Origin of the sequence: Fibrobacter sp. HC4 (genome assembly GCF_023373925.1) — a bacterium.
Classification (GTDB): Bacteria; Fibrobacterota; Fibrobacteria; order Fibrobacterales; family Fibrobacteraceae; genus Fibrobacter.
Window position 1 is genome coordinate 108,689 of record NZ_JALCZV010000006.1, and the last position, 26,573, is coordinate 135,261.

A 26,573-nucleotide genomic window follows, 5' to 3' on the forward strand; every position below is an offset into this window, starting at 1 on the left:
TTACTTGGCCTCGGCGACGCCTGCGGGAATGTGTTCAGCGCCTTCGGCGGCCATGTTCTTGTCCATCTGGGTGCGGGTCAGAGCGTTCACTGCTTCGGTCAGGCGGTCGATAGCCTTGATCAGTTCGTCCATCTTGGCTTCGCTTACACCGCCAGCAATAACTGCGGCTGCCTGAGACTGGACGGCGGCAACATCGGCCACGGGAGCAGCCTTTGCTGCAGCGGGAACCTTGCCCAGCCAAATGTCCGGCCAGCGGTCATTACCGGAATGATAAGTAATACGTGCCGCAGATTCTACCGGTTCACCAATCTTCCACATATAAAGTTCGTAGTCGAATATGTCGTGGTCATGGCCCTTATCGGTAGCACCCCACACCAGCCACTTTCCGTCAGGGGAAATTCTGGGGAAGTATTCATGACTGCGACGACCCGGCAAATCCATCAGACGAACATTCTTGGGAATGCCAAAGAAGCCCACCTTTTCCACCTGCTTGCCATCCTTGGCGCTAAACCACAGGATTTCGCTAGGAGCGGCCGTTCCACCATTACCAGTGGGGTTCACACGGTAGAGCTTGGAGCCGTCAAAGTTCCAGTCAATCTGGCAACCGTCACCGGACTTGGTCCAGCTATTCTTTGCCAAATCCCACACGCCAGTTTCACGCATAGAACCGCGAAGGGTAATAGCCAAGTGCTTTCCATCAGGACTCATGTTAGGTTCCTGAAGAATTACGCCAGACTTGTCAAAAGCGACTTCGCCGTCAAGGATCATAGTTTCTGCCTTGGAAGCCAAATCCATGGTAAAGACCTTGCCTGCACGACTAAACACAATAGACTTTCCATCAGGGCGCCACGTACCCCAGGTCGCATTCTCAACCACCTTATGGGCATCACTTCCATCCAGATTTACCATCCAAATGTCCCACTTTTCAGGGTAGTTGGCATCGTTTTCGGGAACCCAACCGCCCTTGCTGCGGTTAAAAAGCACCTTGGATCCATCGGGGGAAATTCTGGGGAACCAGTCCACATTGTCACTAGCAGTCAGGGCATGAGCGCCAGTTCCGTCGGCATTCATAAGCCAGATATCGTGATGAGAATTTGCTCGACTTGTAGACCAGGCGATTATACCTTCCACCTTGCCTTTCAAGGCGTCCAAAGCCTTCTGTTCATCGGCGGTGGGGTCAACGGCAGCTCCGGTAGGAGCACCCTGCTGGGCAAAAGCCATAGCAGTTGCAAACAGACTGGGCAATACAAACTTCATTGCTTTCATAAAATCCTCAATTCGCGCCTTATACTTTTCTCTCAAAAGATAGCAACACAACCTTATTTTCTAAAAAAAATCAGCATTTTATACCCGACATTCCCCATTTTTAAGGTCAAAAACTTGACGAGAAACACAATCGGTTCCATCCGTATACATAAATCACTTACAATTAATCGCAAATTAAACTTTTGAATTTATTTTAGTACAAAAAAAAGGTGTGCTATATGAAGATGTTTTCTATTCCCGCTCTCGCCTGCGCCATGACCCTGGGTTTTGGCCTGGCATCCGCTCAGACAATCACCCCCACCCGCGTGGGTCCCGTTAGCCAGTACGGCCAGCTCATCACCGGTAAGAATTCTGCTGGACAGGGCCGAATTTACGGTTCCTGCGAAGGCGTCAAGGACGGTGCCGAAGTACAGGTTCGCGGCATGAGCCTTTACTGGAGTATGGTCGCGAAGTCTACCGAATTCTGGACTCCCGAAGGTATCGCCACTATGGTCAACGACATGAACGTCCAGATTGTCCGTGCCGCCATGGGTACAACCAACGAAGACTGGTGGGGATGTAAGGACGGAACGGAAAGTTGCGGCAACGACAAGTCCAAGCACATTACCGGCTATGCAACCGATGCCGAATTCCAGACCAATCTTATGAACACCGTGGTAGAAGCAGCCATCAAGAACGACATCTATGTCGTTATCGACTGGCATTCCCATCAGGCTCACGAAGAAGTGGACAACGCAACAAAATTCTTCACAGAAATGGCCCAGAAGTGGGGTCAGTATGACCACGTCATTTTCGAACTTTACAACGAGCCCAAGGAAACATCCTGGGGCGTGATCAAGGACTACGCAGACAAGGTCGTTTCCGCCATCCGTCAACATTCCGACAACCTGATTCTTGTGGGCAACAGAAAGTATGACCAAAACCCGCAGGAAGCCATCAATAACGAAGTAACCGGCGAAAACATCGCCTACACCTTCCACTATTACGCCAATTCCCATTGTTGGGAAGGTCAGACAAGCTGGGGTGACCCCTGCGAAGGCGCCAATGCCCAGCAGGCAATCAACGCCGGTCTGTCCGTATTCGTGTCTGAATGGGGAACCGCCGACGCAAACGGCGGCGGCAATCCCGATACCGGCCGCAACACCAGCTGGCAGAATTGGATGGATCAGAATAAACTTTCCTGGGCAAACTGGAGTGCCTCCAAGGTTGAAGAAGGTACCGCCGCATTCAGCAGCGGATCCAACAGGAACAGCCTGCAGTACACCACCTCCGGCCAAATGGTCAAGGAATATCTGTCAACCAATCCCACCACTTACACCAGGTGCGCCACCGCCCCCATTCCGGAACCCAATCCGGAAGAAGCAATCCATGGTTTGCACAGCGCAAACTTTGACGTAACCTTCTCGGGCAAGGCATTGAACGTTTCCGGTGCTACCGCCAACGTTGAAATCTTTACCGCAAAGGGTGACAAGCTGATGGACATCAACAACGTGCAGGGCGAACTTTCCCTTGCCGCATTCCCTGCAGGTAAGTACCTGGTTCGCGTAAAGTCTGGATCCGTTTCCAAGATGAAGGCAATCAGCATCAAGTAACTCAAATTTTCTATGAGAGAGAAGGGGTCGCCGGCCGTGGGTCAAACCATAACGCTGGCGGCCATTTTCGCATCCAGGAATGCATACAGATAAAAGAACGTAACCTGGAATCCGTTTAGTTGACGCGATCTAGTACTGCAAAGTACTCATCGTTATAAACGCAAGTCCACCGACCCGACTGAATCAAGGAATTAATCAGCTTTTCCCAACGGGCGTAATATCGCAAGGGAAGAACGGCCCTATCTATATTATGAATTTGCGCATGAGTTACAAACTCCTGGGGATTTTCGGCAAAGTTTAGATACTGCTGAAAAAAATCCGCTGACTTTAAAATAAAGCGTCCGTCGATGTACGTTGAATCCGCAGGATTTATAAAGGCTAGATACCCTCCAGCACGGTCATCATTAAACAATCTTCCCAAATGAGGATGCATCGACATCCACTGTGCCGCCAACACAGGCACACGCTGATACGAAATCATCGAGCAATCGTACGTTGTTAGAGAACGGCACCAAAGCCCTGCGACAAACATCAATGCCGCACACAGAATGCCCCATACGACTTGCCGCCCATGGGCGGTCATTCTCTTTATCCACAGATTCACTCCGGCAGTCACCACAACCACACTGTAGATGAACACGGGCAGGAACAGCACGAAATTCCGTTCAGCGGTCAAAGCGAGAACCGAAACCACAAGCAGGCAAAAGCGATACTTAAAAGAACTCCGTAGGCTAATCGCAATTCCCGCCAGCGACATCAAGATTACAAGCGCAGAAGTTCCCACAGATTCTCCGGCAAGAAGAATCTTGAAGGGTGACCTGTTCTCGGCAATTTCACTTGCAAAAATAGAGGCGGATTCCGTAAGCCCTAAAAGCCGGTCAAGAAGTCCAAACGGATACAGGAAAAGCCGGAGTCCTTCTGCATGAAGAAGTGGCATCAAGAACATTGCTATTACAAAGGCAATCCATGGAGAACGCCACCAGCATTTAACCCTGGAAACAAGAACATAGAATGCAAAGAGAGGGCCGAGAATGTACAATCCCTGGCATTTGCACCATAGCCACTGTACCAAGAGAACCAGCAGCGACACCATCATTTTCTTTTTCATGGCCCAGGCAGAATCAAAAACTTTTTCAAGGAGATTCCAATACAGTCCTAGAAATACAAGACTGAATACAACAGGACGGATTTCAAACTGATAACGGAAAACAAAAAGTAAAATGGCGAAGCACACCGTCACCAGCCAACTTAAGGTTTTATAGCAAGGGCGGAGGAAAAGCCAAAATACCAAGCCCCAAAGCAAGGACTTTGCAAATACAAGCAAGGGGGCTCCACCTAGACCATAGACAAAACCCGTAACGGCCTGAAAGTATTCATGTACATTTACGACAGGTTCACGAACAGGAGTCCACGTAACCACCCATTCTCGCGAACAGGCCAGGTGCCACCAGATATCAGTATCCGTTAACGGGAATAGTGCAACCAGAATTGCCGTCAAACAGATAAATGAAAGCATCCTAGGCAAGACTACTCCAAGGTCTTGAGCAAGGAATCAATACGGCTAGTAATCCGCATAGCCCCATAATAGCAGAGGTGGTCTGCATCAGAAGCCATGTCATCATCGTAGTCGTGGTTTCCCATCTTATTTTCATCCATCATCACGAAATTCGGGTACTTTTCGCTCAGCGCCTCAATCTTCTTGATAAGGCTCTTGGCCTTACTGCGACGCAAGCCGTAGCGTCCGTAAGCGCCTGTTTTCTTGTATGCCGGATTCTGCGGGAACAAAACGCCAACCACATAGATATCACGTTTCTTAGCTTCCTTGATAATGGAAACTAACGTATTAAAGCTACTGTCGAGCAATGCGGGATGATCATCTAAATATGTGGAGTCAAACAGGACCTCGGGATTCTTGCCCCAGGATTTGCATTTCGCCTTGCAGTAACGTCCATAATCCACCTTATAATCTGAACCGGACAACACACCAGGTCCGTCTTCAGTATATTCCGCAAGACCTTCAGGATATCCATCCTTCCAATAATCGTGATTTTCATCGTACACATAACCAGGATAGTTCTTGTAATAAGAGTCAAAGAAGTTATCACCGTCAGCACCATCGACCTTATGCCAGAAATCAATATCCAGCGACAGGACGATATATTTCATGTTCTTCACATGGTTGAACACATACTTGTGCAGCAAATCCCTAATGGTATAAATGGAGCTTGGCGTCTGCGCAATATTGATAGAAAAGAAATCATCTTTCATCTTGTTCGGAGACACACCATCCAAAGGTCTAGACGAGCCAACAATAACAACCTCGGCGGAATCCCTATATTTCCAGATCAGTTCCATCTTATAGCGCATCAGAAGCGCACTTTGACTGTCGCTAGGTTTCATATAGACACCCGCGCTATCGGGATCAAGGACAGATTCGTTTTCCAATTTTATCGGTTGCTGAATCCAGAAACTGGGATGCCACAACTCATCACTTTCGGCCACATCGATAACGCTACTGTCAGAAAGGTTTACCAGCACGATCTTAGGATGAGCATTGTTGGAATTGGTAACGGTAGCCACAATCAGGTTAGAACATTCATTAGGATTGCGATTCTGAACCCACTCGCTATGGTCAAAAGAAAATCCTTCGGGAGCCTTTACGGATTGAATGAGCTTGCCCGTACTATCGGCCACAAGAATACGTTCGTGGGTCTTGTAATCATCGCCAACAAATTCCTTGCCAGTCTTTCCACCGAAATCCAGGAACAAAGTCCTCTTGCAAACATCATGGGATAGCGACACATTGCAGGCCTGTTCTCCATTATACCAGACCGTATCCGCCCCACCCACACGAGCTCTAAGCAGGCGGGCCCCCGTCACAGCAAACTTATTGTTGTTGCTGACGCCTCCATGATAGGCTCCGTTAAAGAGTTTCTTCGGAGTTCCAAAACGGTTATTCGAGAAAGTTACCTGCCAAGTGCTTTTTTTCTCAAAGTCAGATTCGTTCTTATTATTACCAGCATCGGATACATAAACGATTACGGTATCTCCGTTATCCAGAACTCGCCATCTGGGAATTGCGGCATGATCGCTATCCAGCTTATAACGTTTATAAGTTTCAAGGTTTCTAACAAAAAGGTTAGACTTTCCACTTACGCCTTCCAATCCTGTACAATAGGCGACATATCGACCGTCAGGAGAAATTTCCGGATGATAGACCGAAACGGAATCATCAAACTCATAAGCATTCAAGAAGCCGTTAGAATAGTCCACATAGGCGAGATTTCCCGTCATATCGTCTCTAAAGGCAAGCTTTCCCTTATAACTTTTTGAAAGGCGGTATATGGTGTTATAGTCAATAACGGAACCTACGCGATTGCAACTAATGGTACCATCACTGCTCAACCATACCGCAGAAAGGAAGGGACCGTAGACAAGTCGGAAGCCCACATAATCGGCCTTCGTTGAAGATGTTACGGTATAAACGTCACCCCTGCTGTAGACATGCATGGACTTGGGAGAATTCTGATAGCTCCCCCCCTTGATAATGCGTTCACCAAGGGAGCCGCCGTTCAGCGCCCCCACAAAGTTATACACTGTAGTATCGGCAAATTTTCCCAGCCAGTCGTTCACCCATTCCGCAACGTTACCGGCCAGATCGCACACATTCAAATCATCGCCGGTAGTGCAGACTTCATGAACTTCATAATCAGAATTGTCGCTATTCCAGCTTTTCTTCGGGAGCCAATTTGTCTTTGCGGCAAAAGCCCATTCCGCTTCAGTGGGCAAACGGAAGCCCACATTTTCCATTTTATAGACGAAGCCTTCCAGGTTAGTGCAGTTTCCGTCGGAATCAAAAGTCATTCCCGTATAGGAATAAACCGTATCCAACTTCTCTTGCTTACTCAAGGCATTCGCATATAGAACCGCATCATAGAAGGTCACGTTCGTCACAGGCAAATTTTCTTTTGAACAGGAAACGAACTTCCCCCACTTTTCGCCCTTGGCCAACTTCTTGTAATCGCCACAAGTAACCTCATGCTTATCCATGTAGAAACTGTAGTTGAAAAGGACCCGCATCTTGGTCTTTTCATTTTCCTTGGCATCTTCATCATCGGTTCCAAGGAAGTTGTCAAATTCTGCGGCAGGATCAAAATACACCATTCCCTTTGGCATATAGCCTTCTTCCGTAGAGCTGCTAGCAGAATCCGTACAGCCCCAGAAAAGCAAGACCATCATGCACAAGGCAAGGCTAAATACACGTTTCATTACTTAAGTCCTTTCAACACATCAACAAGGCGGGTTGTTATGTATTCGGCACCCACACTACTTAAATGGTCACGATTATAGGCCATTTCATCAGCGTAGTTATGGTAACCCATCTTGTATTCATCCATCAGGATAAAATGTTTCTTTCGCTTGGCCAAATCATTCAGCCACTGGATTTTTTCAACAGCGATACTGCGTTGTAGGCCATAAACACCAAAGCTACCGGTATTGGCATATTGGGGTGCCTGCGGGAAAATTATACCTATAAGATAAATGCCTTTTTCTGCAGCAATATCAGTCAGAGCTTCCACTTCCTGCAAGCAACTATCCAGGAATTCCAGCTGTTTATCGGTAAAGACAGAGTCAAACAGGACGTCAACCGGATCAGAATTCCAGCCGCGAGAAGCAGACCAAATATTTCCGCGTTCACTAAACTGTTCCACGAGTTCATCTTCTGCAGGATAGGCTTCACGAACCGCATCAACAAAGCCTTCGGGAATTCCATCTTCCCAATGATTGTGGTTTTCGTCATAAATATACCCAGGCACAAAATCTCTAATCAAAGCCCAGTGATCTTCGACACCACGCCAGTTATCCAAATCGACAGAGAATACAATAGCCTTCAAACGGTCTGCATGCTTCAAGGCGTAGTTTCGGATAAAATTCAAGTCTCGATGACCGTCAATACCCGACACAGCCACATTCAGCATTTTCCATTCCGGATAGAGGTCGGGATTCAAGCCCATTTCACTGCGAGAACTTCCGACCATCAGGACTTCTGTACGGTCTAACTGTTCCCAGAACTTCTGAATCTTGATTCTATAGCGAGCCTGTTCAAGATTATGGCCATCTCCGAGGTAGACGCCAGCACTATCCCAATCAATCGTAGACTCTCCTCCTGCGTGACCGCTGTGCTTAATCCACAGACTAGGATGCCAAAGGTCATCACCTTCAATCAGTTCAACCACGCTACTGTCAGCAAGATTAATCAAGGCAATTCTAACATGAGAACCTTCCAAATCGGTAAGAGTAGCTACAGCAAAATTTTCCTTGTCGCTCCAATTGTTTCTTAGAGCCCATTCGCTATGATCAAAGGTATAGTTTTCGGGAGCGGCAACAGACTGTACCAGTTTGCCAGACTCATCGGCAATCAGCAGGCGCTGGTGAGTTCTGTATTTTTCGCCTACAAAGTCAGCACCAGTCTTTCCACCAAAATCAAGGAATAAGGTTCTTGCAGAGCCATCTTTAGACAAGGAAACGTTACAGGCCTGTTCACCATTGTACCATACTTCATCCTTTGCGGAAGAAGCCAGGGTTTCCCCCTTACGGGCAACTTTTGCACGGAGCAAACGAGCACCGGTTACAGCCAACTTTTCGTTAACACCGCCATGATAGGCTCCATCAAACAGTTTCTTGGGAGTACCGAACTTGCCGTTTGCAAAAGAAACCTGCCATGTAGAAGTTGCTTTAAAGGAATCATCATTTTTATTGTTGCCAGCATCCGTCACATATACAATCGTCGTATCCCCATCTTCGGTAACACGCCAGCGAGGTATAGCGGCACTTTCAACATCAAGTTTAACCAGACCGAAACCAGACACATCTAAATTACGCACATAAAGTTCAGAACGGCCGCTAACTCCTTCCGACTTGGTACAGAAGGCCACCTTGGAACCATCAGGGGAAATATCCGGATGATAAACCGACAGTGTATCATGGATTTCCCTAACGGTAGAACGGCCACTGGCATAATTCACAAAGCTCAAGTTTCCAGATACATTGTTTCGGAAAGCAAGCTTTGCAGAAAATGTTCCCACCAGGGACTGCATGGTAGACGAGCTAACTAGAGAAAGTACGCGGCTCCCGTTGGCGGAGCCATCAGAAGACAACCATGTTGCGTTGGCGATTTTACCATAAGCCAGTCTAAATCCCACATAGTCCGCCCTAGTCGAAGAAGTCACCGTATAGATATCGCCACGGGAATACACATTCAAGGATGTTAAATCATTACGATAGCTTCCACCCTTTACAACACGTTCACCAAGAGAGCCTCCATCAGGAGCTCCCGTATAATTTAAAATCGTAGTATCCTTGAAATAACCAAGCCAGTCATTCACCCACTCCATGGCATTACCTGCCATATCGCAAAGCATCAATTCTTCTTTAACGGCTTTCCTAGACAGGGTATTTCCTGTCTTTTTCACGGAACACACAGGATGCAGTACATAGTCAGAATTGCCGGAATTCCAAGACAAATCAGGATTCCAACCCGTAGAGGCCACCAGGACCCATTCCGCTTCCGTTGGCAAACGGTAGCCATCGGTTTCTGGCCTGAAGACAAAACCCTCTAAATCAGTGCAATGTCCTTCTGTGTCAAAAACAGCCTTCGTGTAGGAATAGGCTGTATCCCTATGATCCTTGACGCTTTTGCCATTGGCAAAGAGAACCGCATCATAGAAGGTAACATTGGTTGCAGGCAGACTATCGTTGTCGCAAGGAATCTGCACCAGTTTCAGTTCGTTAAATTCCTTACAGGTTACCTCATGTCGTCCCACAGAAAAATTGTAATCGAATTCCACCTTCATCACGGGGCGTTCATTGACCTTACCATATTCCGAACCCAAGAAGGTTGAGTGCCCTGCGGCAAGAATCCGGAGCATACCTTCGACAGAATCCCTATCCATTACAGGCTGAAAATACTCCGGCATCACAATCTTCGCCTCCGGTTCAGAATCGGAGCACGAAAGAGAACAAAATACCATTCCCAAAGCAAAGAACGATGTCAAATATTTTTTGAGATGTTTAGGCATAAATAGTCCTGGTTAGACAACCAAATTTATAAAATTAAAGACTATTCTTTGCAACCTGCTGGTTTACCTTTATGCCTTCATAATCAGGAAAAAACTGTTCTGCAACCCGATACCAAATCAGAGCGTGATGTACATCATCTTTTAAATACAGATTGCCCATGTTAAAGGCGGCAAGCCCCATGAACTGGGAGGATGTCAACGGTTTAAATTCAAAACCCGTCCATGGTCCAGACTTGTATTTTTCACGGTATTCGTCATCCGTGTAGGAATACCCCTGGCGATTAGGTTCCAGGTTTACTGAGCCATAGCGTAAAAAAACATGCCCCGGCAAGAGAATTGCAGAAAGATTGATTTCACGAGCCTCAGCCACCATCATGGCAAGCCAGGCCAATCCCATACAACCCGAGGTTTTCGCATCAAGAACCTTCAACGGTAAAATGGAACCTTCCGATACCGCAGCCTCCCCCGCCCCGGCAAATTTTATATCCCAGAAATTCCAGAGCAATTTTTTTAGGGAACCTAAGGTATCACCCGAAGCTGCAAGGGAACTGTCGTAAAACGCAAGCCCCCTTCGCCAATCATCCGTAGAATCAGCGCAATCCACAGAGCGACCCTCAAAGCCACAAGCCATTTCCAAGTAGCTAGGATTTCCACCCTGACCACCCCAAAGCCAATACAACCCAATACCCCCCAGAACAAACAAAGTTCCAGGAACAAACAGCTTAAAGATGTATTTCGACTTTTTCATACGTTTTCACCCAACCGAAACGCATCGCCCGGAGCAAAACTAATCATCACCGAAGCGCGTCCCACTCCATGGGGGATTGCCAGAGGTCTCTTGCTGTCATCATGTAGACAACGAGTCTCTTGCTTTGCATATCCTTCTTCATCTTCATCATACGGCTGCGCACGCCAGGGCCACCGCCCCAACTGGTAAGCACCTGTACATCCAAACCTGTTGCATAAGCCAGCAAGGAACCCGGTCCACCACTCTTCTGATCCACACTTTCAAACACACCCGTAAAAGAATCCCCCATCAAAAGAATAGGAGCATTCTTACCACCCTTATAAGTTTCAGTTCCCTTATAAACCTTCATCACGTTCAAGGTATCCGCAGGATACTTTGCTTTTTCTGCATCCGGCAAATGAGACACCAGATCACCTTCACGCAAGGTGGTCGTTTCCTGCAAATTCAGGGAACCAGGCTGAGCCCCCGTCTCTGCGTACCAGCTATACTGCGTCACGCGGCCGGCCAAAAGTTCCATGGCAGCAAGTTCACCCGGCAAGGCCCAGTGGGTATCGTAGCGCTGGTAGCTGAAATGAGGCGGTTCATCGCCAGCCTTTGCCGACATAAGTGCCGGATAAATATCCAGCACATCGATACCCGCTTCCAGAAGTTCCTGAGTAAAGGCTCGACCTTCAGGATTGACGCACAAGTCAGCAGCAGTCCCCGGCACAAGCTTTTCACCATAGATTTCTTCTTTCACCGGAACTGGAACAACCAACAATTGGATACCAAGAGAATCCAGATACTGCTTCAATTCTACCATTCGGGGCAGCGGATTATGGAGAGAATCCTGGGCACTAATCTTGTCAGCCAGCAGATAATTTGCATTGCGACGGAACCAGAGGAAACCTCCCTCCACCTTCTTGCCGTTAGCATCTACTTCGGCCCAGGCATTCTGTTCCTTGGACAGTTTCGCCATCTGTTCTGCCAGAGCCTTGCGGAATGTTGCGGTAGCTTCGTTCGCCGGGCAGGAACCCTTCACTTCATTCAAAGTTTCAAGGCGGAATGCAGACGTTGTATCCAAGTGACGTTCCACCGGAATCACTTCGCCGGAATTGGCCAGAGAATCAGCCACCTGCTTAGCTCGAATCGCCTCATCACTCATACGGAACGCAGGAACTTCAAAGCCGATCCACATAGGCGTGCCCATTGGATTGCCACGCATCACGGCAAAGGGTTTACCATTTTCCCAGGGAGCACCTGCCGTATGCGGTTCCAAATCTGTATTCAAGGTCGGATACCAGTAAGAAGACAAAGTGCGAGCCCAGTTCATGGCATCATCCGCATTCATCTCACCAGTTAGATAGTAATTCAGGATTTCAGCAGCCTCTCCAGTAGACTTGTACTTCAGCTTACCATAGAAAACACTGCGACCCGTCCAGAAAGCAGGCATCACCTCGACCCACCATTCCACAGAACCGTCACTCATGGGAACACCCCACATGCGATTCACATTCTGGAAGGCACGGAACACTTCAGGTTCGTCCCACTTGACCGCTTCCACGGAATTCAAAATTACATTCAGGGAATCGTTACCCAACTGGGTATACATCAACTTGGCAAAAGGTTCCCAAGAAATGGGAGCACGTCCACCGACAACGGCCGGTTCATAAGCAGAAAGAGAATCCAGCATGGGGAACGGATAATCCTTCAGCTCGGCGGAAGCCATCTTACCAGTATAATTTTCAGGCTTTTCATCCTTACCGGCCCAACGGATAGGATTGTTAAAATAGGTGGCAAAATCAAGGGCAGCCATGGTGGGCTTTTCCACCACACGAATCTGCTTGTCTGCAGAAACCACTTTCATTTCGAAAACGGCAACCGGTGAAGAAGGAGGCGGCAGCGGAATGACAGGCGCAACCATTTCTGCAGAAGAATCAATTTCAGTCTTCTTATCGACCCCGGAATTACTTCCGGCACAAGACATCAAACCAAAAGAAAAAGCCGATGCAGCGAGAACGGCCCCGACCTTAAAACATTTAACGGTATAATTTTTCATATTCATTAGGGAATATAAAAAACTCCGCCCGACTTTATTTTTTTTGATTCTAAAAATTCATTTCCTTTGGGTAACACATCAAGCATATCCAAGTGTTACAGGAAAGGAACAATTTCTATATTTAACTCGGTAAATAAAGGAATGCTTATGCCCGCACAAGGTGAACACAACAAGTGGATAGCTCTAGCCCTCTGTATCTTACTAGGCTATCTAGGACTGCACCGTTTTTACGAAGGAAAAATCTGGACGGGAATCCTCTGGCTTTGCACTGGAGGTCTTTGCGGCGTAGGTATCGTCGTCGACGCAATCCTCATCGTCCTTAAACCGGAACACTACTAATCTTCCCCATCAACCTTTAACCGAACCTCACCCATGAAAAGTCTTTTTGTTATCGCTACCGGCAGCGCAGGTAAAATTCGTGATTTCGCCCACATCCTGGGAACAGACCACTATGAATTCAAGACTCTCAAGGACATCGGTTTTGACGGGGATATCGTAGAAGACGGAAACTCCTTTGCCGCCAATGCCATCATCAAGTCTAGCGTTACCGCCCAGTGGCTCGCCGACCGCGGTATCGAAGCAACCGTTCTTGCCGACGATTCCGGTCTTGAAGTTTTTGCACTAAATGGCGAACCGGGAATTTACAGTGCTCGCTATGCCGGCGGTCACGGCGATGACAACGCCAACAACGACAAACTAATGGCAAAACTTGAGGGAATCAAAGATCGCGCCGCCCGTTATTTCTGCGCCCTCTCCTACCAGCAAGTCATCAAGGGCGAAGACGGAAAGTTCTCCGTGACCGAGCCTAAGATTTATGAAGGCGAATGCCGAGGCAACATCAATTATGCACCCGTAGGCGATATGGGTTTTGGATACGACCCTCTCTTCGTTCCCAATGGCGAAACCAGAACTTTCGCCCAGATGGAACTTGAAGAAAAGAAAGTCATCAGCCACCGCGGCAATGCCATCCGAGCCCTATATAAGGCACTCTCTTCCAAGTAAGACATACTAGAACATTCCACATTAGGGTGTTTTCAGCAGAAAACACTTTTGTGCAATTATTTCAGCAAAACAATCCTCGCTCTGTTTAATTTTATAGTCAAACATGAGGATTGGTTTATGAATTTCAAAAAAAGTATCGCAAGATTCCTGACAGTCGCTGCGTTCTCTACTATAGCAGCCCAAAGTGCTGTGGCAGCAACAGTTCACCAGAACCAGATTGGCTTCTTGACCAAGGGACTCAAGCAAATTGCAGTCGTTGGCGCAGAAGGCATGGAAGTTACCTTCAAGGACGCTTCCGGTTCAAAGGCTCTGTCCGTAAAGGTTCCTGCAGCGGCACCTTGGGCACCCGCAGGCGATACAGCAGCCTCCCTTGTAGATTTTTCCGAACTTTCCAAGGCTGGCACCTACCAGGCCTACATTGGCGATGAAGCCGTAGGCTACCCCATTATTGTCAGCGATAACGCCTATGAGGCAATCGGCAAGGCCGCCCTCAAGTTCTTCTACTTCCAGCGTTCATCCACCGAACTGACCGAAGAATTCGCCGGCAAGTACGCCCGCGCAGCAGGCCACCCGGACACAGCTGTTCGATACCACGAATCCACAGGAATCATCGACAACATCTCCACCTTTAATGGAGCCAAGGGATGGTATGACGCAGGTGACTACGGCAAATACATTGTCAACTCCGGCATCACAACCTACACCCTTCTTCAGCTTTACCGTCTGAACGAAGACTATTTCAAGTCCCTGAATTTGAACATTCCCGAAAGCAAGAACGACGTTCCCGACATTCTTGATGAAATCCGCTGGAACCTTGAATGGATGCTGACCATGCAGGATGTCGACGGCGGTATTTTCCACAAGTTGACCACCAAGAATTTCTGTGGTGAAATCATGCCCGAAAAAGACAAATCCGTCCGTTTCGCAATCGGCAAGAGCATCACCGCTACCTGGAACTTCGTAGCAATCATGGCTCTCGCAGCAGACATCTACAAGCCTTATGACGAAGCTTTTGCAGAAAAGTGCGTTCGCGCCGCCGAAAAAGCTTACTACTGGGGTACACTGAATCCTAACGCAAAGTTTGTACAGCCCTCGGGCGTCGGCACCGGAACCTATTCCGACAACTCCGCTACAGACGAACGAATCTGGGCCGCCGCCGAACTTTTCCGAATCAGCAAGAACGAAACCATCAAGGCAAAGTTCCAGGAAGTCCCCCTGTTCCATTCCAGAACGTCTCTGCCCACCTGGTCTACCACCTTTATGCTGACTTCCTACACCGTATCCACCAACCCCACCATTTTTGACAAGGCAGATGTGGATTCTGCAAGAATTCAGGTTTTGGGTCTCGGAGACAAGATCGTTGACCTTTTGAATGATAACGGCTATGGCGTCGCCATGGACGGCAAGGATTTCAACTGGGGTTCCAATAGCTTCGCTGCCAACAAGGGCATGGCCCTGATCTACTCCTACATCCTGACCAAGGAACAGAAGTATCTGGATGCTGCAGTAGGTCTGTTGGATTACCTCATGGGAAGAAACCCCCTGGATATGTCTTACCTGACTGGCTATGGCGTGAACCAGGTTATGCACCCCCACCATCGTCCCAGCACAGCTGACACCGTTGAAGCCCCCGTCCCCGGCATGCTTTCTGGCGGTCCCAACCCCGCCGCCACCGACATCAAGTCCTGCGGCAACGTAGACTACCGCGATGAAAGCGCTCCCGCCAAATCCTTCTACGACAACAAGTGCAGCTACGCCAGTAACGAAGTGGCTATCAACTGGAATGCCCCCTTCGCCTTCCTGGCCAACGGTCTCCAGGCAATTTCCTCTACTGGCAAGGTATTCGACGTCGAAAAAGCCTCTGCCGCCAACTTTGAAGTGAGCAGTATCGCCAGGAAACGCGAAATTTCCCCGAAAAACACAGTTGGCAGCCAGCTGATTGTTCGCAAGGGAAGCGTAAACATCAAAAAGACCGATGTTAACGGATCTACTCGCTACTTCAATCTCAAAGGACGTCAAATCCGTTAAAATCCACACCCCAGAAAAAATGTGATTAACACCACACATTTTTACAACGGAAAATGCGGCGGAACCATGCGTTCCGTCGTATTTTTATTTACCTTTTGCGGTATGAATAAGAAAATTTTTATCCCCGTCTTTTTTTCTCTTGCCGCATATATTTCCGCAGCAGAGCCTCTCTGCCTTTCTCCTGTAGAAGCCAGTGGCATTTCCGCCGAAACCCAGGCTAGTATTCCTTCCCTTTTCAAGAACTACGTTGACAGCCAGGGCAGCTACCAGATTGTTGCCGAAGGTTGCCAGAAGACAGCCTCCATCAACGTCAGCAAGTTGGGTCAGGCCACCATGGTCAGCGCCAAGATCCAGGATTCCGAAAACAAGCCTGTCTGGAATCACCAGGTCAAGATTCTCAAGGAAGAGAATATGGACAAGGCCCTTGCAAAACTGGCCGAAGTCATGAGTTCCGAAAATCAGGCTGCAGCACCTGCCGTTGAGCCCGCAGTTGAATCCGTCGCCAAGGCAGAACCTGCCGCCGAACCGGTTGCAGAGCCTGTCGCCGAGCCTACCCCCAAACCGGCAGCAGAACCAGTCGCAGCCGCTCCGGCTCCCATGCCCGTAGCAAAGGCCCCCGCAAAACAGCCCGCCGCACAGCCTGTTGCAGCACCGGCTCCCGCAGTTTATGAAGCAGCTCCGGCCGCAGAACCTGCACCCGCCAAAAAGCCTCGCATTCCCAATCTCTACTTCGGTGTCGGTCTCGGTCTGACCAAGTTCATCGGTGACGAAATCAACGCATTCACCGATTACGAACCCCTGACCTCCTACGATTTCTTCTTTGCGTACGATTCCAAGTACACAATCACCATGCTGACCCTCAACATCAGCCACAAGGTCAATACAGTCGACAGAAATAACAAGGTTAACAACGGCGATTACTACTACTATAATTACGATAAGTACGAAGACATCACTACAGACTATATCGCCTGGGGTTTCTCTTTCTACTACCCCATCCTCTCTGGTCCGATTGCCCCCTACATTGGCGTGGGTATGTCTGCAACAACCTTTGACATCGATTACGAATACAACAGCGATGAAATCCGCGACAACGGCCTCCAGGCTCACATTGGTGGCGGCATCCTACTGAATCGTAACAGACGTCTCAACACCTGGATTCATGGTGAATACTTCTTTAACACCTATGAACCCATTAACCACACTTTCCATGGTTTCAGCCTGCTCATGAGAGTTTCTCTGGGCGTCTAACCCACAAGGTCAAATTTTTATGGAAAAGGCTTGGCCCAGGGCCAGGCCTTTTTTTGCAACAAGGAACTGCTCTTTTGAACAGTTCCTGTTTCGTTTTTACTATATTGTCGACCGAAAAGTTCGCAGGGGCAGAACTATCTTGACACTAAAGTGTCAGCGAAAAAGTTTATCTTTGTGAAAAATTTTGAAATAGACATTTTGAACTAGACATTTTGAACTGATTTTTTAACCTTAAACGTTCTGATTTAAAGATTATGGCAGCAGCAAAGTATACAGACGACAGCATTAGAACACTGGAATGGAACGAACACATCCGCGAACGTCCGGGTATGTACATCGGCAAGCTGGGCGATGGCCAGAGCCCCGATGACGGTATCTACGTTCTCGTCAAGGAAATTATCGACAACTCCATCGACGAATTCGTCATGGGCGCCGGTAAAAAGATCATTATCGACATTGAAGATCACTCCGCCCACATCCGCGACTTCGGCCGCGGCATCCCCCTGGGCAAGGTCATCGACTGCGTCAGCAAGATCAATACCGGTGGTAAGTACGATTCCGACGCCTTCCAGAAGTCTGTAGGTATGAACGGCGTGGGTACCAAGGCTGTAAACGCCCTCTCTACCAAGTTCATCGTCAAGAGCTACCGCGATGGCCGCGTCAAGGAAGCAGAATTCAGCAAGGGTGTGCTTGTCCGCGAAGAAAAGGAAAAGGACACCACCGAAAAGAACGGTACCGAAATTTTCTTCGAACCGGACGCCAATATTTTCAAGAACTTCAGATTCCTTCCCGCCTACATGGAAGAAAAGGTCTGGAACTATGCCTACCTGAACAACGGTCTTTCCCTCATCATGAACGGCAAGACCTACGTCAGCCCCAACGGCCTCCTGGATTTGCTCCAGAAGCACGTAGACGATTCTATCCGTTATCCGGTGGCCCATTTCAAGCAGTCCGACATTGAGATCGCCTTTACCCATGGCAACCAGTATGGCGAACATTATTACAGTTTCGTGAACGGCCAGTATACCACCCAGGGAGGTACCCATCAGCAGGCTTTCCGCGAAGGTATCGTCAAGGGCGCCCGCGACTTCTTCAAGAAGGATCTGGATCCGTCTGACGTCCGCAACTGCATTATCGGCGCCATTTCTGTGCGTATCCAGGAACCGGTGTTCGAATCCCAGACCAAGACCAAACTGGGCAGCACCACCGTTTCTCCGGGAGGCGCTCAGCTCCGTACCTGGATCGTGGATTACGTTTCCAAGGAACTGGACAACTACCTCCATAAGAATCCCGAAACCGCAAAGGCCCTTCAGGATCGCATTACCCAGAACGAACGCGAACGCAAGGAAATTGCAGGTATCAAGAAATTGGCCAACGAACGCGCCAAGAAGGCAAGCCTGCACAACAAGAAGCTTCGCGACTGCAAGGTCCACCTGACCGACGTGAAGAACGCACTGAACAAGGAATCCATGATCTTTATCACCGAAGGTGACTCTGCATCCGGTTCCATCACCAAGGCTCGCAACGTGCAGACCCAGGCCGTGTTCAGTCTCCGCGGTAAGCCCTTGAACTGTTTCGGACTTACCAAGAAGGTGGTTTACGAAAACGAGGAATTCAACCTGCTCCAGAGCGCTCTGGATATCGAAAATGGCCTTGAAGACTTGCGTTACGACAAGGTGATTATCGCAACCGATGCCGATGTGGACGGTATGCATATCCGCCTGCTGCTCATGACCTTCTTCCTGCAGTTCTTCCCGGAACTGGTAGAACAGAAGCACCTGTTCATCTTGCAGACTCCGCTGTTCCGCGTGCGTAACAAGAACGTGACCAAGTACTGCTATGACGAAGCCGAACGCGACAAGGCCGCCAAGGAAATCGGCAAGACAGGTCTGGAAATCACCCGATTCAAAGGTCTGGGCGAAATCAGCCCCGAAGAATTCGGGCAGTTCATTGGCGACCAGATGCGTCTGGAAACCGTGATTCTCCCGCCGGACGCCAACTTCGGCAAGATGTTGGCCTATTACATGGGAAACAACACTCCCCAGCGCCAGGACCACATCGTGACGAACCTCCGTGCTGAAGCGGTTGACGAACTTTAACCTAGATCGTCAGACGAAACAGACCGCGAATTTAACGCAAGGAAGCCCGCTTCGGCGGGCTTCTTTTTTAGGTTTGCGGGACTCGATCTGCGTCCCCAAATCAAACAAAATCAAGTGACGCGGAAGGCCTGCGTACGGGGACCGGACTTGGGCTTGTTCTTGCCGGGCTGGATCATGAGAACCTTTTCCATGCGGTTGCCTTCCATCTTGAGCACACGGAAGGTGTAGCCCTTGATGACCACTTCGGCGCCAGGAGAGGGAATGATTCCGAGGGTTGCCTGGATCAGGCCGGAAAGGGTTTCCACATGGGAATTTTCCGGAGCTTCCAGTTCCACGCCCAGTTCGTATTCCAGGTCGGACAGGGTCATCAGCGGATCCAGGATGTAGCGGCCGTCCTTCAGTTTCTGGACGTCCTGTTCCTCATCCACGTCGTCTTCGTCGCGGATTTCGCCAACGATTTCTTCAAGGATGTCTTCCAGGGTTACAAGGCCCGCGGTTCCACCATATTCGTCGACCACAATGGCCAGCTGGTTACCGGTCTTTCGCAGGTCGGTCAGCATGTCGTCAATTTTCTTGTGGTAGGGCACGAATACCGGCGGCATCACCAACTTCATGATGTCGAAAGTTTCGGTTTCGTGATGTTCGGTGTACCACTGCAAAAAATCGCGGTTAGAAAGGATACCTACGATGTTGTCGACGGTTTCCTTATACACCGGCAAGCGGGAATGGCGTTCGGTGTTCAGCACCTTCACCAAATCTTCCAGGCTGGTATCGGCATCGATGGCGCACATGTCCACGCGGGGAGTCATGATTTCGCGAACCGGAGTTTCCACAAAGTCGAAGATGTTCAGAATCATCTGACGTTCTTCTTTTTCCAGACCTTCGCCATCGTCGCCCTGGACGTCAGACAAGTCGGCCTGAACAGCGTCGCGGCGTTCTTCGGGCAAGAAGCTGAGTTTGGAATCGTAACCCATGACCTTCAAGATCTTGACAAACATCCAGTGGCAGATTTTTGCGGGTACCGCAAAGGGCAGGCGGATCCACTTGAACAGAGGGATCAGCACAATGGCCAAGGTGTCGGGTTTCAGGTTTCCGAGAACGTTGGCGCAGAAAACCGTAAGGGTATAAATGCAGATGCAGGCCACCACCATATAGGCCAGGAACGCAAGAATCCAGAAGTCCTTTGCCCAGGGGAGCATCTCGAACAGATAGAATCCCAGGACACCGCTACCCACATTGCAGAAGATTCGGCCAATGGAAATGGTCTCGTTGAATCCGCCCAGTTCCACCAGGGCGGCCACCTTCTCTTCACGGCCTTCGCGGTCCTTGGCATCACGCTTGGCGTAAATGCCACTGAACACAGCCTTGATTAACGAGAAAGAGAAGGAAACAAAAAGGAAAAGGATTAAAAAAACAATCGCCCAACTTTCAGGAGATTCCATCAGTCCTTCTCCTTGTAGGGGTCAAGTCCAAGAAATTCGCACTCGCGGGCGCGCATCACCTTGCGGTCGGCAGCCTTGATGTGGTCGTAACCGGACAGGTGCAAAAGGCCGTGAACAATGACACGCTTCAGTTCGGCGTAGAAAGTGTTGCCGTACTCCGGAGCCTGTCTGCGAACCTGTTCCTGGGCGATGTAGATTTCACCCAGCATTTCGGGTTCACCGGGGAACTCGGCATGCCATTCAAAGGAGAGCACGTCGGTCACCTTGTCCAGACCGCGGTAATTCTTGTTCATTTCGCGGACGAATTCGTCGGAACACATGACGATATTGACGTCCTTCTCCTTGCCTTCTTCGGCCAGGAGTTTGCGAGCCATCTTTTCAAACTTGTCCTGATAAGGGAACTTCTCGATGTCGCCTTCGGTAAGAAAGTCGATGTTATAACTAGCAGGGTCCATTAGATGTTGTACCACTTCTTGAGAACTTCGATGATAGCTTCAGCCTGGGCCTTGCCGGTAATCTTGAACTTACCCTGGGCCTTGAAGTTTCCGTTCATCTTGCGATAACGACGGAGGCTAACCTTAGGTTCACCGAATTCACCGGTCTTGGGATCCTTTTCCTGATAGTGGAACATGACGGTCGGCCATGCGCCCTTGGAGAGGATCTCCTTGCCCAATTCCTTGATGACTTCTTCGCCAGAGTCTTCGTCGCTGAATGCAACGGTCAGTTCTTCAACTTCCATAGTGCTATCCTTTTATGAAATACTTCTATATATATAGCTTTTTTCGCCAAAAGAGCAAATCTCCAAGGGGTTTTAGTCCACGGAATACATCAAACTTTTATTTTTGATACAAAAAGGCATCTTCCCCTAAAGCTATATTTGCCCCAAAAGACATGAAGACCCCTTTGAACGAGAGGCAATATGTGTTCACGCTATTCTAGAGTTATCGCGATATTCCTGGCCCTTCTGGTAGCCAACTCCTTCGCCGCCAAGTCCGCTTCGGGCAAGGTCCGTTCCCGCATTGGCGAAGTAACGACCCAAAAGGAAGGCAAGGGAGACTGGAAAGACCTTAAAGTTGGAAACAAGGTCAACCAGAGCGACTTGATCCGTACCCTGCTGGAATCCCAGGCAATCATCGCCCTCCCCGACGGAAGTAACATTTCCATCGAAGAGAATTCCCTGGTGTCCATGACCGAAGTGATGACAGACGACGGGAAGAATTACATCACCGCCGAAATCAAGTCGGGCAAGATTAAGTTCGACGTCCAGAAACAGAATGGCGGAAGTCATTTCAAGTTCAAGACGGGCACCGCCACGGCAGCTATCCGAGGAACCTACGGTCTGACAGGACTTAGCGAACGCCAGACACCCATTGCAGCCCTGATTTTTGGTAAGATGGACATGTTCATGGGAACTCAGGCCGTATCCATCCACGAAAATCAAGCCATTGTCACCCACCGCGACAAGTTGGTCGTCATTGACCTGAGCGCCGGAGCCGACGCCGATTTCCTGGACAAGATTGACAGCCTGGCAGGCGACTCCACCATCACAGAAGAGGAACTGCTCAAGAAAGCCGGCGAACTGGACAAGCTCCGTGCAGAAGCCCTGAAAAAATTGAAGGATGGCGTGCGTTGCGAATTCGAGGCTCTGCCGGACACCATCCGCGAAAACTCCGTAAAAATCCAGGGCCAGTGCACCCAGGGCATCAAGGTCGGTATCGGCGGCGAAATGCAGAACTCCGACGAAGGCTCCGTCACCTTCACCCCGGAATGGTCTCCGAAACAGCAAGGTCCGAAGAAATTTACAGTCACCTGCCAAGTGGGAAAGACCAGCTTTGACTGCGGAAACTTGGCCACTTACTATGTCAGTTCCGCCCCCAGGGATTCTGTGGCAGGCCACGAGCCCTTGACTCTCATCACCAGCTCTCCCCTTACCGTTAGCGATCCGTCTGCGACCATCATCGAAGGAAGATTTGATCCGTCCGACCCCAATGCCACCCTTACGGTAACCCACGATGGCAAGGTTTCTGACAACCTGCTCCTGCGCAATCCCGATGGACACTTGCGTTACAACCTATCCATCAAGGACTCCTGGAAAAACTGGAACAGCGAACTGGTGGAAGTGGAATACAATTCTGAAAAATACGGAACCGAAAAGGCAACACTCAAGCTGGCCATCAAGAAGAACAGCAAGACCATCAATACAATTTCTCCAACCATCGGCATCACAAGGACCGATTCCCTCAAGTGCTTTATCAAGTTAAATATCAAGGATACTGAAGGTGACCAGGTCATACTGACCCCCTATGTAGATGGAGTCAAGGGCATCGACCAGATTTACGGAAACTCCGGTGAATACACCTTGAAGACCACCAAGGGCATCCACAACTACAGCTTTACTGCAGAAGACCTGGCAGGCAACACAAGCAAGGTTAGCAAGACCTTGGGATGTTTCCCCAAGACTAATGCCACCCTGGATGTTGAAGGACCGAAGAAGATCCGCCTCCGCGTTCCGCGCCCGCCCCAGAACCACACCAATCGTTTTTACCAGATGATCCGTTTCAAGGTTAACGGGCTGCCCGAAAACAATCCCCAGTTTATCAAGCGCATTGTCATTAGCCAGTCCGGCGAAAAGGATGACGTTCTCACCGAAACCGATTTTCAAGGAACAGCTTTTGACAGGCAGGTAGGAATCATCCGAGGAAAGACTACCGAAATCAAGATCAAGGTATTCCTGAAGAGCGGCGAGACCTTGAACGCAACTAAGATTTACGAGGTTCGCTAATGAAACACGTTCTTATTACAGCAATCGCGTTAACAGCAAGCCTTTCCTCTGCACAAACTGAACTTCAGGCAGAAGCTCAAACCGCAGCCCAGACAGAACAGACCCCAGCACAGAAGTCCCCCATTCTTCGGGGCACCGCCATCAGCGGAAACATCCGCGGTTTTCTGCGAGCAAGCGAATCCCCTTATCTTGTCACTGGAGACTTGCTTGTAGACAAGGCTTCGGCCCTGGTCATCGAACCGGGAGTCATCCTCCAGTTCACTCCCGGTTCCAAGCTGAAAGTCGAAGGTCAGATTGTGGCTGCAGGCATCAGCACCGAAGCAGTCGTTTTCAAATCCGCAGCCAGGACACCCAAGGCCGGCGATTGGAAGGGCATCACAATTTCTGGCGAAAACGGATCCGAGTTGCGTAACGCAGTCATTACCGATGCAGAAAACGGAGTCGTCATTGAAAACACAGGGCTGAACCTCCACGGAAGTTCTATCAAGAACAGTACAGGTCGCGGTCTTTATATCCGTAACGGCAAGGCAGAAATCACGGACTGCGAATTTACCGACAACCAGGGTGCAGCCCTCCATGTATCCAACTACGGCGAGGCCTCCCTGGACAACGTTGTCTTCAAGAAGAACACCGTAGCCATCTACAATTCCAATCTGGGATACATTGATGCTAGCGGAACCACCATCCAGGAAAACGGCTATGGTATTCTGGATATGGGCAACAGCCATCTGACCCTGAAAAATTCCGACATATCGAAAAATACCGTGGGAGCAAGCGCCGCTGACGTTCTCGACAATTCCGTTTCAGAAAGCATTTCCGGTAACGCCAACGATTTTACGGTAGATTCCAGAACTGTTGCAGGAGCCCTTTCCGAAGACCCCCAGATTTTCGGAATCAAGAAACGTATTACCGACCCCGACGAAAAGATCGGAAACCTGATCAAGTCCCGCGAAAAGGAATCCGCCCTGCAGGATTCTACCGCAAAGTCCTGGAACATCATCGGTAACGTCATGCTGGGCGGAAACTACCACCATGTCATCACCGGCAAGTCCTACGAAAATACATTCCAGGTTCCGGGATTCGGTGCTGAAGCCAGCGCCTACTTGCTGATGCAGTCTCCAGACGGTCGAACCATCGAATTTAACGCAGACCTCTCTGCAGACTCCTGGAATCACTTCTCACCAAACCCGGTCACCCTCTCCTACACAGACCAAGTCAACCATTTAGTTCTAGGTGACTTCCAGAAAAGTCAGGGGGACATCTACATGTCAAACCTACCCATCTTCGGTGTAGGCTACACCATGTCGCTCCTCAGAAACAACGCAGACATGCCCCTCTTTGAACTGGGCGGTTTCTTTGGCGAAGCCCGCCGCCCTTACGCCTGGAATGACCGTCACCCCCTTATTTACAAAGAATACATTGAAGATGGAGAACTCCAGGCCCAGCGTCTTGCCTACGGAGCCTCCTTCAAGTGGGCGCCCGTACGCCGTTTCGACGCCACCGTGGGAATCATTTACGCCAACGACGAAATGGAAGACCCGCTGCTCCGCGACGGTTCCAGCAGAAGTACCGGCGAACCGATGCAGACTTCCTTCACCATGTACGCCGACGGAAACTGGCTATTCTATCCTGGAGACATTGAACTGAATGGCTCTGTGGCCGTAGGTCGCGCAGACACCGCCGACGTCGCCAAGGAACGCGCAGCAAACAAGGTATTTAGCGAAGCAGGACTGAACGTAAGTTCCATGGGAACTCTCCGTCAGCTTATGAACAACGAATCCCGAATTCGCACCCTCAGCGACCAGGAACTCTACAACATTTTCGGAGACAACACCACCCTCACCCGCAGCCAGATGCGCGACTCCTTGCGCACCCTCATTCGCGATGCGAAACTTGCCAAGCGTGAAGAAGACAGCGATATCGAAGACAGCCGCGTTATGGGCCTCAACTGGGGCAGTCAGAATTTCGCCATCGGCGCTTCTCTTGATTGGAGCATCTACAAGACAACTATCTCGGCTCACGTCAAGTATGTAGGCGAAGACTTCTACAGCGCAGGTTCCCCAGACCAGCTTTCCGACACCCGCGAATTCGGCGGCCGCATTGAACAGGAAATCCGAGATTACTGGACTCTTGGTTTCGCCTACCAGATTAACGTAGAGAACGCAGCCAACCACGGAAACACCAACCTATTCGGCCTTGGTGAAGGAACCCGTTGGGGATTCTTTGACGAGGCATCCGACAGTTGGCAGGAAGAACATGAACTGGATAACGACAGAACCAAGTACATCCAGAATTTCTCTCTAGAAAACACATTCAAGATCTCAAACAACATTTCTACAAGACTGAATTACAATCTTGAATACCGCACTCAATATCGTCCCTACCAGTTGCAGGTGAACCAGTTCTACAAGGACGGAGTTTTCCTAGACGATTGGTTTGCACCTCGCAAGGGAAAGAAAACTATTGAACTGACCGACAACGAAAATTCCACAACCGTAGACGCAGAACGTTGGGCTCAGTACACCGGCTATGCCATTGAAGACTACCTGGCCTCCAATTTCCAGGAAAGAATTTTCAGACATACCTGGGCAGCAGATGTATCCCTGAAACAGGGTAAATCCATTGTCAAGGTGGGTGGAGTCCTCTCTATCAGATCTGACTATTCCAAATTCTACAAGGATAGCCTTGCCAACTTGCTGGACCTCGCTGATTCTACCTGGGGCAAGATGGGTTATTACTTCGGCGGCGCCGATTATCTGGAACACACCTATCCCCTTTCATGGACTCTGGAAACAGACCTTCTCCAGAACAGCCTAATTGTCCGCCCCCGCTTCAAGAACTATACTCGCGACGAAATGAAGGAATCCGAAATCAATGTCGACGAAGAAATGACGATTCCCCTCATGAACAAGTTCCTGACGCTTGGCATCAACGGAGAATTCCGCTACCTGCTTACCACCTGGGAAGACGATGGCGAACAGGATGAAACAGAAATGGATATTCTTGGTGGTCTGAACGTAAAGGTGAACCACACCAAGCACTGGAGCAGCGAATGGTTTGCCGGCACGGCCATGTATCTGCGTCCCGATAGCAAGCGCGATGAATACACCGACATCTACGGCGGTATCCGCGTGAACTACATTTTTTAATACGGTAAGCGTAAAAGTACCGCATACGGTAAAGAAAGAACATTGAGAGGCGAGGCTTATGCCCCGCCTTTTTCATACATTTTTAGTACGTTCACTT

At 49.4% G+C, this 26,573-nt stretch carries 17 protein-coding genes; 8 read left to right on the top strand and 9 right to left on the bottom strand.

The window, feature by feature from the left end; translation table 11 throughout:
* Positions 1-1,266, bottom strand: coding sequence for a hypothetical protein (locus tag MMG03_RS05645; RefSeq protein ID WP_249505844.1), 1,266 nt, complete (start codon positions 1,264-1,266; stop codon positions 1-3).
* 218 nt (positions 1,267-1,484) lie between these two features.
* Between MMG03_RS05645 and MMG03_RS05650 the strand changes: the two genes are divergently transcribed.
* Complete coding sequence (locus tag MMG03_RS05650; protein ID WP_249505845.1) at positions 1,485-2,858, top strand: glycoside hydrolase family 5 protein; 1,374 nt, start codon at positions 1,485-1,487, stop codon at positions 2,856-2,858.
* A 115-nt stretch (positions 2,859-2,973) separates the two neighbouring features.
* Here the strand turns inward: MMG03_RS05650 and MMG03_RS05655 are convergent, their stop codons facing one another.
* From MMG03_RS05655 to MMG03_RS05675, 5 genes are read right to left on the bottom strand one after another with little or no spacing between them, the layout of a single operon-like run.
* A complete protein-coding gene (locus MMG03_RS05655; RefSeq protein WP_249505846.1) occupies positions 2,974-4,374 on the bottom strand; it encodes a hypothetical protein in 1,401 nt (466 codons plus the stop codon).
* An 11-nt stretch (positions 4,375-4,385) separates the two neighbouring features.
* Complete coding sequence (locus MMG03_RS05660) at positions 4,386-7,127, bottom strand: TIGR02171 family lipoprotein (protein ID WP_088658615.1); 2,742 nt, start codon at positions 7,125-7,127, stop codon at positions 4,386-4,388.
* The gene (locus tag MMG03_RS05665; protein ID WP_406600061.1) at positions 7,127-9,937 is read right to left on the bottom strand and encodes a TIGR02171 family lipoprotein; all 2,811 of its coding nucleotides are present in this window, start codon (positions 9,935-9,937) and stop codon (positions 7,127-7,129) included. Before MMG03_RS05665 ends, MMG03_RS05660 begins: the two co-directional genes overlap by 1 nt.
* A 34-nt stretch (positions 9,938-9,971) precedes the next feature.
* Positions 9,972-10,685: a transglutaminase family protein gene (locus MMG03_RS05670; protein WP_073156812.1), complete on the bottom strand. Its 714-nt coding sequence runs from the start codon at positions 10,683-10,685 to the stop codon at positions 9,972-9,974.
* Positions 10,686-10,731: 46 nt separating this feature from the next.
* Positions 10,732-12,723 (bottom strand): alginate O-acetyltransferase AlgX-related protein, encoded by a 1,992-nt coding sequence (locus MMG03_RS05675; protein WP_249505848.1) that lies wholly within the window; start codon positions 12,721-12,723, stop codon positions 10,732-10,734.
* Positions 12,724-12,870: 147 nt separating this feature from the next.
* Here MMG03_RS05675 and MMG03_RS05680 point away from each other — a divergent pair, with 147 nt between their 5' ends.
* The 5 genes from MMG03_RS05680 (at position 12,871) to MMG03_RS05700 (ending at position 19,103) form a co-directional block, all read left to right on the top strand.
* Positions 12,871-13,062, top strand: a complete 192-nt coding sequence (locus MMG03_RS05680) for a TM2 domain-containing protein (protein ID WP_073157379.1) — start codon at positions 12,871-12,873, stop codon at positions 13,060-13,062.
* Between the two features lie 33 nt (positions 13,063-13,095).
* Entirely contained in the window at positions 13,096-13,725 is a 630-nt protein-coding gene (gene rdgB / locus MMG03_RS05685) for an RdgB/HAM1 family non-canonical purine NTP pyrophosphatase (RefSeq protein ID WP_073234722.1), read from the top strand.
* Positions 13,726-13,842: 117 nt separating this feature from the next.
* Positions 13,843-15,753, top strand: a complete 1,911-nt coding sequence (locus tag MMG03_RS05690; protein ID WP_249505849.1) for a glycoside hydrolase family 9 protein — start codon at positions 13,843-13,845, stop codon at positions 15,751-15,753.
* A 102-nt stretch (positions 15,754-15,855) separates the two neighbouring features.
* Entirely contained in the window at positions 15,856-17,004 is a 1,149-nt protein-coding gene (locus tag MMG03_RS05695; RefSeq protein ID WP_139258187.1) for a hypothetical protein, read from the top strand.
* 254 nt (positions 17,005-17,258) lie between these two features.
* Positions 17,259-19,103: a DNA topoisomerase IV subunit B gene (locus MMG03_RS05700; RefSeq protein ID WP_073156822.1), complete on the top strand. Its 1,845-nt coding sequence runs from the start codon at positions 17,259-17,261 to the stop codon at positions 19,101-19,103.
* A gap of 110 nt (positions 19,104-19,213) precedes the next feature.
* Here the strand turns inward: MMG03_RS05700 and MMG03_RS05705 are convergent, their stop codons facing one another.
* From MMG03_RS05705 to MMG03_RS05715, 3 genes are read right to left on the bottom strand one after another with little or no spacing between them, the layout of a single operon-like run.
* The gene (locus tag MMG03_RS05705) at positions 19,214-20,545 is read right to left on the bottom strand and encodes a hemolysin family protein (RefSeq protein WP_073156823.1); all 1,332 of its coding nucleotides are present in this window, start codon (positions 20,543-20,545) and stop codon (positions 19,214-19,216) included.
* Entirely contained in the window at positions 20,545-21,000 is a 456-nt protein-coding gene (gene ybeY, locus MMG03_RS05710; RefSeq protein ID WP_083538114.1) for an rRNA maturation RNase YbeY, read from the bottom strand. The genes MMG03_RS05705 and ybeY overlap by 1 nt, the downstream gene beginning before the upstream one ends.
* Positions 21,000-21,284 (bottom strand): hypothetical protein, encoded by a 285-nt coding sequence (locus MMG03_RS05715; protein ID WP_073156826.1) that lies wholly within the window; start codon positions 21,282-21,284, stop codon positions 21,000-21,002. The genes ybeY and MMG03_RS05715 overlap by 1 nt, the downstream gene beginning before the upstream one ends.
* Positions 21,285-21,464: 180 nt before the next feature.
* On the opposite strand from MMG03_RS05715, the gene MMG03_RS05720 reads away from it, so the two are divergent.
* Positions 21,465-23,327 carry a FecR domain-containing protein gene (locus MMG03_RS05720; RefSeq protein WP_249505850.1) on the top strand — a complete coding sequence of 621 codons (1,863 nt, stop codon included), beginning with the start codon at positions 21,465-21,467 and terminating at the stop codon, positions 23,325-23,327.
* Positions 23,327-26,476 (top strand): right-handed parallel beta-helix repeat-containing protein, encoded by a 3,150-nt coding sequence (locus MMG03_RS05725; RefSeq protein WP_073283687.1) that lies wholly within the window; start codon positions 23,327-23,329, stop codon positions 26,474-26,476. Before MMG03_RS05720 ends, MMG03_RS05725 begins: the two co-directional genes overlap by 1 nt.
* Positions 26,477-26,573 lie beyond the last annotated feature (97 nt).

Bases quoted from the DNA above. Each gene is read 5' to 3' on its own strand.
- ybeY (WP_083538114.1), bottom strand. From the start codon at position 21,000: ATGGACCCTGCTAGTTATAACATCGACTTTCTTACCGAAGGCGACATC.
- rdgB (WP_073234722.1), top strand. From the start codon at position 13,096: ATGAAAAGTCTTTTTGTTATCGCTACCGGCAGCGCAGGTAAAATTCGT.
- MMG03_RS05695 (WP_139258187.1), top strand. From the start codon at position 15,856: ATGAATAAGAAAATTTTTATCCCCGTCTTTTTTTCTCTTGCCGCATAT.
- MMG03_RS05660 (WP_088658615.1), bottom strand. From the start codon at position 7,127: ATGAAACGTGTATTTAGCCTTGCCTTGTGCATGATGGTCTTGCTTTTC.
- MMG03_RS05650 (WP_249505845.1), top strand. From the start codon at position 1,485: ATGAAGATGTTTTCTATTCCCGCTCTCGCCTGCGCCATGACCCTGGGT.
- MMG03_RS05725 (WP_073283687.1), top strand. From the start codon at position 23,327: ATGAAACACGTTCTTATTACAGCAATCGCGTTAACAGCAAGCCTTTCC.
- MMG03_RS05700 (WP_073156822.1), top strand. From the start codon at position 17,259: ATGGCAGCAGCAAAGTATACAGACGACAGCATTAGAACACTGGAATGG.
- MMG03_RS05720 (WP_249505850.1), top strand. From the start codon at position 21,465: ATGTGTTCACGCTATTCTAGAGTTATCGCGATATTCCTGGCCCTTCTG.
- MMG03_RS05670 (WP_073156812.1), bottom strand. From the start codon at position 10,685: ATGAAAAAGTCGAAATACATCTTTAAGCTGTTTGTTCCTGGAACTTTG.
- MMG03_RS05715 (WP_073156826.1), bottom strand. From the start codon at position 21,284: ATGGAAGTTGAAGAACTGACCGTTGCATTCAGCGACGAAGACTCTGGC.
- MMG03_RS05655 (WP_249505846.1), bottom strand. From the start codon at position 4,374: ATGCTTTCATTTATCTGTTTGACGGCAATTCTGGTTGCACTATTCCCG.
- MMG03_RS05680 (WP_073157379.1), top strand. From the start codon at position 12,871: ATGCCCGCACAAGGTGAACACAACAAGTGGATAGCTCTAGCCCTCTGT.
- MMG03_RS05675 (WP_249505848.1), bottom strand. From the start codon at position 12,723: ATGAAAAATTATACCGTTAAATGTTTTAAGGTCGGGGCCGTTCTCGCT.
- MMG03_RS05665 (WP_406600061.1), bottom strand. From the start codon at position 9,937: ATGCCTAAACATCTCAAAAAATATTTGACATCGTTCTTTGCTTTGGGA.
- MMG03_RS05705 (WP_073156823.1), bottom strand. From the start codon at position 20,545: ATGGAATCTCCTGAAAGTTGGGCGATTGTTTTTTTAATCCTTTTCCTT.
- MMG03_RS05645 (WP_249505844.1), bottom strand. From the start codon at position 1,266: ATGAAAGCAATGAAGTTTGTATTGCCCAGTCTGTTTGCAACTGCTATG.
- MMG03_RS05690 (WP_249505849.1), top strand. From the start codon at position 13,843: ATGAATTTCAAAAAAAGTATCGCAAGATTCCTGACAGTCGCTGCGTTC.